Raw genomic sequence first — 11,958 nt, 5'->3', positions numbered from 1 at the left:
ACCACCGGCACCCCCGTCACCTGGCCCCTCCCCACCACCCCCACCCACCCCATCGACCTGCCCACCTACCCCTTCCAACGCGACAGTTACTGGCTCAAGCCCGCCCCGGGCGGCGCCGGTGCCCGGGCGCTCGGCCTCCGGCCCCTCGACCACCCCCTCCTCGCCGCCGCCAGCGCCCTCCCCGACGGCACCCATCTCCTCACCGGCCGCATCAACCCAGCCGACCACGCCTGGCTCGCCGACCACACCGTCCTCGACACCGTCCTCCTGCCGGGCACCGCCTTCCTCGACCTGGCCCTGCACGCCGCCCACCACACCGGGCACCCGCAGATCGCCGAGCTGACGCTGCACCACCCCCTCGTCCTCGGCGACTCCGCCACCGTCGATCTGCACGTCACCACCGCGCCTTCCCCGGACAGCACCGACCAGCACACCCTGACCATCCACACCCGCCCCACCGACGCCCCCACCCAGGCCTGGACCCTCCACGCCACGGCCACCCTCACCGCGCGGACGCCGGCACCCCCCGCCGGCCACCTCGCGTGGCCGCCCGCCCACGCGGTCCCGCACCCGACCGCCGACTTCTACCCCCGCCTCGCCGCCCACGGGTACACCTACGGCCCCGCCTTCCAGGGTCTGCACACCGCCTGGACGAGCGAGAGCGCCACCTACGCCGACGTCGCCCTCCCCGCCGGGACCCCCGTCGACGGCTTCGGCATCCACCCCGCGCTGCTCGACGCCGCCCTGCACGCGATCGCCCTCACCGCGGCCGACGACGACCAGGCGGCCGGCCCGCTGCTCCCGTACAACTGGGACGGCGTGACGCTGCACGCGGTGGACGCGCGCGACGTCCGGGTGCAGGTCGAGCGCACCGGCACCGACCAGGTCTCCCTGCTGGTCACCGACGAGTCCGGCCAACCGGTGCTCACCGTCGAGACGTTGACGCTGCGCCGGATCACGCCGGAGCAGCTGGCGAGCGCCGGGAGCAAGCCGTCGGGCGACGCGCTGTTCCGGCTGGACTGGACTCCGCTCACCAACCCGGAGACCACCGGCGCACCGCCCGCCCTCGCCGTGATCGCCGCGGACTGCGGTCCGGGCGCCGAGAAGGGCGCCGCGGTGGGCGCTGCGGTGGGCGCCGCCGTCCACCCGTCCCTCGCCGAACTCGCCGCCGCAGGACCGCTTCCGGAGTTCGTGCTGGCCCCGGTCAGTGGTGCCGCCGACGGCGGCGCCGACCCGGTGCAGGCCGCCCACGACGCGGGCGCCCGGACCCTCGCCCTGCTCCAGGAGTGGCTGGCGGCCGGCGTCGACGGGGCGACCCGCCTGGTGGTGCTCACCCGCGGCGCGGTCGCCACCCACCCCGCGGAGGACGTCGCCGACCTGGCCGCGTCCACCGCCTGGGGCCTGGTCCGCACCGCCCAGAGCGAGAACCCGGACCAGTTCGTGCTGCTGGACGTCGACGGCCTGGAGACGTCCTGGCAGGCCGTCCCGGCCGCGCTCGCCAGCGGTGAACCGCAGCTCGCCGTCCGGGCCGGCCAGGTGGTGGTGCCGCGCGTCGCACCGGTCGAGGGGGCCGACATCCTGGCCCGCCCGGCCGGTCCGGAGGCGGTCTGGCGCCTGGACAGCACCGGAAAGGGGACGCTGGAGAACCTCGCGCTGTGCACCACCGCCGAGCCGACCCGTGAACTGGCCGCAGGCGAGGTCCGGATCGCGATCCGCGCGGCCGGCCTGAACTTCCGCGACGTGCTGATCGCCCTCGGCATGTACCCGGGTGACGCACCGATCGTCAGCGAGGGCGCCGGCGTGGTCGTCGAGGTCGGTCCCGGGGTCGCCAACGTGGTGCCCGGCGACCGGGTGATGGGCCTGATCGGCGGCGCCGCCGGGCCGGTCGCGGTGACCGACCACCGCTGGGTGACGCCGATGCCGGCCGGCCTGACCTTCCAGCAGGCCGCCGCCCTGCCGATCACGTTCCTGACCGCGTACTACGCCCTGGTCGACCTCACCACGGTCAGCCCCGGCGAGCGGATCCTGATCCACGCCGGGACCGGCGGCGTCGGCATGGCCGCGATCCAGCTGGTCCGGCACTGGGGCGGCGAGATCTACGCCACCGCCAGCCCCAACAAGTGGCACGTGCTGCGCGAACTCGGCATCGACGACGACCACTTCGCCTCCTCCCGGGACCTCGGATTCGAGGCGAGGTTCCTGGCCGCGACCGACGGGGAGGGCATGGACATCGTGCTCAACTCGCTGGCCCGCGAGTACGTCGACGCCTCACTGCGGCTGCTGCCGCGCGGCGGCCGCTTCCTGGAAATGGGCAAGACCGACCGCCGCGACGCCGACACCGTCGCCGCCGACCACGCGGGCGTCCGCTACCGCGCCTTCGACACGGTGGAGGCCGGCCCGGACCGCATCCAGGAGATGCTGCTCGACCTGGTGGAGCTCTTCGACCGCGGCGTGCTCCGGCCGCTGCCGATCCACGCCGTGGACGTCCGGCACGCCCCGCACGCCTTCCGCCACCTCCAGCAGGCCCGCCACACCGGCAAGCTGGTGCTCACCCTGCCGCGCGACCTGGACCCGGCGGGCACCGTGCTGGTCACCGGCGGCACCGGCACCCTGGGCGCCCACACCGCCAGGCACCTGGTCCGCGAACACGGCGTCGGTCGGCTGCTGCTGGTCAGCCGGCGCGGCCCGGACGCCCCGGGGGCCGCCGAACTCGCCGCCGAGCTGGCCGAGTCCGGCGCCGAGGTCCGGATCGCCGCGTGCGACACCACCGACCCGGCGGCTCTCGCCGCACTCCTCGACACGATCCCCGCCGAGCACCCGCTGACCGCCGTCTTCCACAGCGCCGGCGCCCTGGACGACGCCACCGTCGCCGCCCTCACCCCGAAACACCTCGAAGCGGTCTTCCGCCCCAAGGTCGACGCCGCCTGGCACCTGCACCGGGCGACCGAGCACCTCGACCTGGCCGCGTTCGTCCTGTACTCCTCCGCCAGCGGCACGCTCGGCAGCCCCGGCCAGGGCAACTACGCCGCCGCCAACCAGTACCTGGACGCGCTCGCCCAGCACCGCCGGGTCCGCGGCCTGCCCGCCCTCTCGCTCGGCTGGGGCCTGTGGGAGGAGACCAGCGAACTCACCGAGTCCGTCGACCGGGCGTCCCAGCGGCGGATGGCCCGCAACGGCGTGCTGTCGCTGACCACCCCGCAGGGGCTCGCGCTCCTCGACGCCTCGCTGCGCGACGCCGCCGACGCCGTCCAGCTGCCGATCCGACTCGACCGCGGCGCACTGGCCCGGGCCTCCTCCGTGCCGCGGCTGCTCAGCGCCCTGACCGGCCGCCGGGTGCTCCGCAGCGCCCAACGGGCCGCCGCGGTCAGTGCGGACGGCCTGCGCGAGAGGCTCGCCGGGCTCACCGAGGCCGAGCAGGACGCCCGGCTGCTGGCCCTGGTCCGCGGCCACATCGCCGCCGTGCTCGGCCACGCCTCGGCGGAGGAGATCGACCCCGACCGGGCCTTCCAGGCCATCGGCTTCGACTCGCTCACCGCCGTCGAACTGCGCAACCGGCTCAACACCGGCACCGGTCTGCGGCTGCCCGCCACCGCGGTCTTCGACCACCCCACGCCCGCCGCCCTGGCGGCCGAACTGCGCGTCCGGCTCGCTCCCGCGTCGGCCCCGGCCGGGGCCGCGGCCGTGTTGGCCGAGCTCGACCGGCTGGAGCGGGCGGCCCTCGAGGTCTCCCCCGAGGACGCCGAACTGGCCGTCCTGGCAGCCCGGTTGCAGACCCTGGCCCGACGGCTCGGGGCCGGCGGCGACACGCTGACCGAAGCCGAGGTGGCGAAACTCGCCACCGCCTCCGACGAGGACCTCTTCCGCGCGCTGGACAACGAGCTCGGGACCACCGAGGCATGACCCGCCACACCGCCACCAGCCGCCGGAGCGGACCGTCCGGCCCCGGCACCACGAACCGCACCACGACCGTCATCAACCAGGAAGGGGCCTCGCGGTGAACGAGGAGAAGCTGCGCGAGTACCTGAAGCGCGCGACGGCCGATCTCGTCCAGGCCAACCGCCGCCTGCGGGACGTCGAGGCGCGGGACAGCGAGCCGATCGCCATCGTGGGCATGGCCTGCCGGTTCCCCGGCGGGGCCACCACCCCGGAGGGCCTGTGGCGGCTGGTCGCGGACGGCGTCGACGCGGTCGCCGAGCTGCCGGACGACCGCGGCTGGGACGTCGACGACCTCTTCGACCCGGACCCGGAGGCCAGCGGGAAGACCTACTCGCGCAACGGCGCCTTCCTCGACGGGGTGGACCGGTTCGACGCCGACTTCTTCGAGATCAACCCCCGCGAGGCGACCGCCATGGACCCGCAGCAGCGGGTGCTCCTGGAGCTCGCCTGGGAGACCCTGGAACGGGCCGGCATCGCGCCCGACAGCCTGCGCGGCAGCCGGACCGGCGTGTTCATCGGCACCAGCGGCCAGGACTACCTGCGGGAGCTGCCGGAGCGGCTGGAGGGCGTCGAGGGCTACCTCGGCACCGGCAGCGCGCCGAGCGTGACCTCCGGGCGCGTCGCGTACGCGCTGGGCCTGGAGGGGCCGGCCGTCAGTGTCGACACCGCGTGCTCCTCCTCGCTGGTCGCCCTGCACCTGGCCGCCGGATCGCTGCGGCGCGGCGAATCCGCGATGGCGCTGGTCGGCGGCGTCACCGTGATGGGGACACCCAACGTCTTCATGGAATTCAGCCGCCAGCGCGGCCTGGCGCCGGACGGCCGCTGCAAGCCCTTCGCGGCCGCCGCGGACGGCACCGGCTTCGCCGAGGGCGCCGGACTGGTGCTGCTGGAGCGGCTCTCCGACGCCCGGGCGGCGGGGCACCACGTGCTCGCGGTGATCCGCGGCACCGCGATCAACCAGGACGGCGCCAGCAACGGGCTCACCGCCCCCAACGGTCCCGCACAGCAGCGGGTGATCCGCGCCGCGCTCGCCGACGCCCGGCTCACCGCCGACCAGGTGGACGCGGTCGAGGCGCACGGCACGGGCACCACCCTCGGCGACCCGATCGAGGCCCAGGCCCTGCTCGCCACCTACGGGCAGGCACACAGCGCCGAACGGCCGCTCTGGCTCGGCTCGTTGAAGTCCAACATCGGGCACCCCCAGGCCGCGGCCGGCATCGGCGGCGTGATCAAGATGGTGCAGGCGATGCGGCACGGCGTCCTGCCCCGCACCCTGCACGTGGACGAGCCGACCCCGCACGTGGACTGGACCGCCGGTGCGGTCGAACTGCTCACCGAGGCGCGGGACTGGCCGGAGACCGGCGAGCCGCGCCGGGCCGCCGTCTCCTCCTTCGGCATCAGCGGGACGAACGCGCACCTGATCCTGGAGTCCGCCCCGACCGTCGACGCGGAGGAAAGCGGGACGGTCAACGAGGTCAGCGGGGTCAACGAGGTCCGTGGGGGCGCCACTGCTCCCCTGCTGCTCTCCGGCAAGAGCGAGGCTGCGCTGCGCGAGCAGGCGGCGCAACTGGCGGAATTCCTGACGGATCATCACAAGCTGGAGCTGACCGAGGCAGCGGGCGTCCTGGCCTCGGGGCGGTCCCACTTCGCGCACCGGGCGGTGGTGTTCGGTGCCGACCGGGCGGAGCTGTTGACCGGACTGGCGGCTGTGGCCGAGGGGTCCACCAGCCCGCACGCCGTCCAGGGGACGGCGCGCGGCGGGAAGGTCGCCTTCCTGTTCACCGGACAGGGCGCGCAACGCCTCGGCATGGGCCGCGAGTTGTACGAGAACCAGCCCGCCTTCGCCGCCGCCTTCGACGCGGTCTGCGCCGCACTGGACCCGCACCTGGAGCGGCCGCTGCGCGAGGTCGTCTTCGGCGACGAAGACGCCCTCAACCAGACCCGCTACACCCAACCCGCGCTGTTCGCCCTCGAGACCGCCCTCTTCCGCCTCTACCAGTCCTGGGGCGTGACACCGGACTTCGTCACCGGCCACTCCATCGGCGAACTCACCGCCGCCCACGTCGCCGGAGTCCTCAGCCTCACCGATGCGGCCCTACTCGTCGCGGCCCGGGCCCGGCTGATGCAGTCCGCCCCCGCCGGCGGCGCCATGATCGCCATCCAAGCCACCGAAGACGAACTCCGCGAACACCTCACCGAAACGGTGTCGATCGCCGCCCTCAACGCACCCGACTCCACCGTGATCTCAGGCGACCCCGACGCCGCCGAGCGGATCGCCGCGCACTTCAAGGCCCTCGGGCGCAAGACCCGCAAACTCACCGTCTCCCACGCCTTCCACTCCCCCCACATGGACGCGATCCTCGACGCCTTCCGCACCGAGGCCGCCCAACTCACCTACCACCAGCCCACCATCCCCGTCATCTCCAACCTCACCGGCCAACTCGCCGACCAGCTCACCTCCCCCGACTACTGGACCCAGCACATCCGCCAAGCCGTCCGCTTCACCGACGCCCTCCGCACCCTCGCCGACAACGGCGTCACCACCTTCGTGGAACTCGGCCCCGACCCCGTCCTCACCGCCCTCACCCACACCACCCTCGACGAGGCCAACCCCCTCGCCATCAGCACCCTCCGCAAGGACCACCCCGAAACCCGCACCACCACAGCGGCCCTCGCCGCCCTCCACACCCACGGCCATCCCGTCACCTGGCCGATCCCCACCCCCTCCGGCACCACCGATGCCACCGACCTCCCCACCTACCCCTTCCAGCGCCGCCCCTACGCACTGGAGACCGGCTCCGGGCGGGGCGACGTGGCCGGGGCCGGGCTCAGCGCCGCCGGCCACCCGCTGCTCGCGGCCGTCGTCGAACTGCCCGACGAGGGCGTGGTGTTCACGGGCCGACTGGCACTGCAGGCGCAGTCCTGGCTGGCCGACCACCGCATCCTCGACTCGGTGCTGCTGCCGGGGACCGCCTTCGTCGAGCTGGCCCTGCACGCCGCCGGGCAGCTCGGTGGCGAGCACATGGTGGACGAGCTGGTGCTGCACCAGCCGCTGGTACTGGGCGAGCAGGACGCCGTCCAGCTTCGGGTGCGGATGGGCCGGCCCGACCAGGACGGCGGCCGTTCGCTGGCGGTGCACTCCCGCCCCGCCACCGGGGACGAGGAGGCGATCGTCTGGACCCGCCACGCGTCCGGCGTGCTGCGCCCGGCCGGGACGGCCGAGGAGGTCACGGGCGAGGCGCTGCCGACCGCCTGGCCGCCGGCCGGAGCCACCCCGGTGGCGACGGAGCACCTGTACGCGGACCTGGCGGACCTCGGGCTGGCGTACGGCCCCGCGTTCCAGGGTCTGCGAGCCGTTTGGCGGCACGGCGAGGAGCTGTACGCCGAGGTCGTGCTCCCGGCGGAAACCGCCCCCGGCGCGGACGAGTTCGGCCTGCACCCCGCTCTGCTGGACGCCGCGCTGCACGCGCTCGTCGCGGCCAGGATCGAGGCCGGCGAGCCACTCGACCGGGTCAAGCTGCCGTTCGCGTGGGAGCGGATCCGGCTGGACGCGAAGGCCGGCCCGGAGCTGCGGGTCCGGATCTCGCCCAGCGCCCGTGACGCGGACAGCGTCGCGCTGACGATCGCCGACGCGGCCGGCGACCCGCTCGGCTCGGTCGGGTCGGTCACGATGCGCGCGGTGTCGTCCGACCAGCTCGCCGCGACCCCGCGCACCCCGCTGTACCGGGTGGACTGGACCCCGCAGGCCGCGCCCGCCGCCACCGAGGATGCCGCCGTCCCAGGCGAGGGCTGGGTGCTGGTCGGCCCGGACGCCGACCCCCGCCTCACCGCCGCCCTGCCCGGCCTCGGACGGTCGGCGGACTTCCCCACCGTGGCGCTGCTCGACACCACCGCCGGCCCGCACGGTTCGGACGCCCCGGGGGACCAGGACGACACGGAGAACCCGGTCGGCGGCTCCGCCGCGGTCGACCGGAGCCGCCGACTCCTCGCCGTCGTACAGGAGTTCCTCGCGGACGACACCCTGGCGGGCGCGCGGCTGGTGGTGCTGACCGAGCGCGCCGCCACGACCGGGGTCGAGGACCCGGTCGAGGACCTCGCGGGTGCCGCGGCCCGCGGTCTGCTGCGGGCCGCGCAGTCGGAGAACCCCGACCGACTGGTGCTGGTCGACCTCGACGGACAGGACGCCTCCTGGTCGCTGCTGCCCGCCGCGGTCGCCACCGGGCGGCCCGAACTTGCGCTCCGCAACGGCACCTTGCTCGTCCCCCGGCTCACCGCCGCGGAGCGCCCGGGCACCCTCGCGGTGCCGGCCGAGGTGTCCGCCTGGCGGCTGGACGCCACCGCGAAGGGCACGCTCGACCACCTCGCGCTGGTCCCCGCGCCGGACGCGACAGCACCGCTGGCGCCCGGGCAGGTCCGGATCTCGGTGCGCGCCGCCGGTGTCAACTTCCGCGACGTGCTGATCGCGCTGGACCTCTACCCGGGCGAAGCGCCGATCGGCGGCGAGGTCTCCGGCGTGGTGGTCGAGGTCGGTCCCGAGGTGGCCGGGCTGGCGCCCGGTGACCGGGTGATGGGCCTGGTCGCCGGTGCGATCGGCCCGGTCGCCGTGACCGACCGCCGCTGGGTGGTCCGGGTGCCGGCCGGCTGGTCGTTCGCCCAGGCCGCCACCGTGCCGATCACCTTCCTCACCGCCCACTACGCGCTGAACGAGCTCACCACCGTACGGCCCGGCGAGCGCGTGCTGGTGCACGCCGGCGCCGGCGGTGTGGGCATGGCCGCGATCCAGCTGGCCCGGCACGCGGGCGCGGAGGTGTTCGCCACCGCCCACCCGGCCAAGTGGCCGGTGCTGCGCGGGCTCGGCCTGGACGACGCGCACCTGGCCTCCTCCCGCGACCTGGACTTCGAGCAGCGCTTCGGGGCGGACGGCGCCCCGCTGGACGTCGTGCTCAACTCGCTGGCGGGCGACTTCGTGGACGCCTCGCTGCGGCTGCTCGGCGCGGACGGACGCTTCCTGGAGATGGGCAAGGCGGACATCCGCGACGCCGCCGAGGTCGCGGCCGCCCACCCCGGGATCGCCTACCGCCCGTTCGACCTGACCGAGGCCGACCCGGACCACGTCCAGCGGATGCTCCTCGGCCTGGTCGACCTGTTCGACGCGGGCGTGCTCCACCCCCTGCCGCTGCGCGCACTGGACGTCCGGCACGCTCCGCAGGCCTTCCGGCACATCCAGCAGGCCCGGCACGTGGGCAAGGTCGTCCTGGAACTGCCGCGCGGCCTGGACCCGGACGGCACGGTGCTGATCACCGGCGGCACCGGTACGCTCGGCGGCCTGCTCGCCCGGCACCTGGTGAGCCGGCACGGCGTGCGCCGGCTGCTGCTCACCAGTCGGCGCGGGGCCCGCGGCACGCAGGAGCTGCTCGCCGAACTGAGCGGGCTCGGTGCCGAAGTGGAGGTCGCCGCGGTCGACGCCGCCGACCGCCGCGGCCTGGCCGAGCTGCTGGCCGCCGTCCCGGCCGACCGGCCGCTGACCGCCGTGGTGCACGCGGCCGGTGTGGTGGACGACGCCGTGGTGTCCGCCCTGACGCCGGAGCGGCTGGAAGCCGTGATGCGGCCCAAGGCCGTCGGCGCCTGGAACCTGCACGAGCTGACCCGCGGTGCCGACCTCGCCGCGTTCGTGCTGTTCTCCTCGGCCGCCGGTGTCCTGGGCTCGCCCGGCCAGGGCAACTACGCCGCCGCCAACAGCTACCTCGACGCGCTCGCCCAGCACCGGCGCTCCCAGGGCCTGCCGGCAGTCTCGCTCGCCTGGGGCCTGTGGGAGGAGCGCAGCGCGATCACCGGCTCGCTCACCGACCAGGACCGGGCCCGGATGCGGGACTCCGGCGTCCTGCCGCTCGCGACCGAGCAGGCGCTCGGGCTACTCGACCGGGCGCTCGGCGGCGAGGAGGCCGCCGTCGTGCCGGTCGCCCTGCACCTGCCGGCGCTGCGGGCCAGGGCCGGCGCGGGGGCGGTGCCGGAACTGCTGCTCGGCCTGGTCGGCACGCCCGCACGCCGGGCGGCCGGCGGCTCCGGGGCGCCGCTCGCCCGGCAGCTGGCCGGGCTGACCGAAGGCGAACAGCTGCGACTGCTGCTGGAGCTGATCCGCAGCCACATCGCGGCCGTGCTCGGGCACGCCGGACAGGAGGCGATCGATCCGGACCGGCCCTTCCAGCAGCTCGGCTTCGACTCGCTGACCGCCGTGGAGTTCCGCAACCGGCTGGCAGCCTCGGTCGGCAGCCGACTGCCCACCACACTGGTCTTCGACTACCCCACACCGGCCGCGATGGCCGGGCACCTGCGCGAGCTGCTGGTCGACCGGGACGCGCCGGCCGTCGCAGCCCTCGCCGTCACCGGGCCGGTGGACGGCGACCCGATCGCGATCGTCGGCATGGGCTGCCGCTACCCCGGCGGCGCGAACTCCCCGGCGGGCCTGTGGCGGGTGGCCGCCGACGGCATCGACACGATCGGCGAGTTCCCCGGCGGGCGCGGCTGGAACCTGGACGAGCTGTACGACCCGAACCCCGCCGCCGCGGGCAAGACCTACGCCCGCCACGGCGGCTTCGTCTACGACGCGGACCGCTTCGACGCCGGGTTCTTCGGCATCAGCCCGCGCGAGGCCAGCGCGATGGACCCGCAGCAGCGCCTGCTGCTGGAGGTGTCCTGGGAGGCGCTGGAGCGGGCCGGCCTCGACCCGCAGTCACTGCGCGGCAGCCGTACCGGCGTGTTCGCCGGCGTGGCCGGGGTGGGGTACGGCGCGAACGCGTTCAGCAGCGCCGAGGCGCTGGAGGGCTACCTGCTGACCGGCACCACCACCAGCGTCGCGTCCGGCCGGATCTCCTACACCTTCGGTTTCGAGGGTCCGGCGATGACCGTCGACACCGCGTGCTCCTCCTCGCTGGTGGCGATGCACCTGGCCGTCCAGGCGCTGCGCAACGACGAGTGCTCGCTCGCCCTGGTCGGCGGCGCGGCCGTGCTGGCCACGCCCGGGCTGTTCATCGAGTTCAGCCGCCAGCGCGGCCTGGCGCCGGACGGGCGGTGCAAGCCGTTCGCCGGTGCCGCCGACGGTACGGCGTGGGGCGAGGGCGCCGGTGTCATCCTGCTGGAGCGGCTCTCCGACGCCCGGGCCAACGGTCACCGGGTGCTCGCCGTGATCCGCGGCTCCGCCGTCAACCAGGACGGTGCCAGCAACGGCCTCACCGCCCCCAACGGGCCGTCGCAGCAGCGGGTGATCCGCGCCGCCCTGGCCGACGCCCGGTTGACCGCCGACCAGGTCGACGCCGTCGAGGCCCACGGCACCGGCACCACCCTCGGCGACCCGATCGAGGCCCAGGCCCTGCTGGCCACCTACGGGCAGGATCGGCCGGCGGGCCGGCCCCTCTGGCTCGGTTCGGTCAAATCCAACATCGGGCACACCCAGGCCGCGGCCGGCATGGCCGGGGTGATCAAGATGGTCGAGGCGATGCGCCACGGCATCCTGCCCAGGACCCTGCACGTGGACGAGCCCAGCCCGCACGTGGACTGGGAGGCCGGCGCCGTCGAACTCCTCACCGAAACGCGGGACTGGCCGCAGACCGACCACCCGCGCCGCTCCGCCGTCTCCTCCTTCGGCATCAGCGGCACCAACGCCCACATCATCCTCGAAGCCGCACCGGAAGACCCCGAGCCCGAGCCCGCGGAGACCGGGACGGACAGCGCCGGGGACGCCGTCGCGCCCCTCCTACTGTCGGCGAAGAGCCATGGCGCCCTGCGCGAGCAGGCCGCCCAGCTGCACACCTACCTGACCGAGCACCACGACACCGAACCCGCGGCTGCGGCCGCCACCCTCGCCGCCCGGCCCCAACACCCCCACCGCGCCGTCATCCTCGGCGAGAACCGCGACGAACTCCTCCACGGCCTCACCGCGCTCGCCGACGACCAGCCCTCACCGGCCGTCGTGACCGGCCGTACCGACCACCCCGGCCGCACCGTCTTCGTCTTCCCCGGCCAAGG

General features: G+C 75.1%; 2 protein-coding genes and 1 pseudogene. All 3 read left to right on the top strand.

What is annotated here, in order from left to right; all coding sequences use genetic code 11:
• Positions 1-3,900, top strand: a 3,900-nt coding sequence (locus ACZ3TI_RS40115; protein ID WP_465735412.1) for an SDR family NAD(P)-dependent oxidoreductase, incomplete at its 5' end; no start/stop codon positions are given.
• Positions 3,901-3,994: 94 nt separating this feature from the next.
• Positions 3,995-7,573 (top strand): annotated as a pseudogene (locus ACZ3TI_RS40110) (type I polyketide synthase); the annotation flags it as partial.
• A 33-nt stretch (positions 7,574-7,606) separates the two neighbouring features.
• On the top strand, positions 7,607-11,958 hold a 4,352-nt coding region (locus tag ACZ3TI_RS40105; RefSeq protein ID WP_465735414.1), incomplete at its 3' end, for an SDR family NAD(P)-dependent oxidoreductase.

This window comes from Kitasatospora sp. NPDC023120 (genome assembly GCF_055560835.1).
Note: the sequence above shows the minus strand (reverse complement) of the source record. Positions and strands in the feature narration are given on the sequence as shown.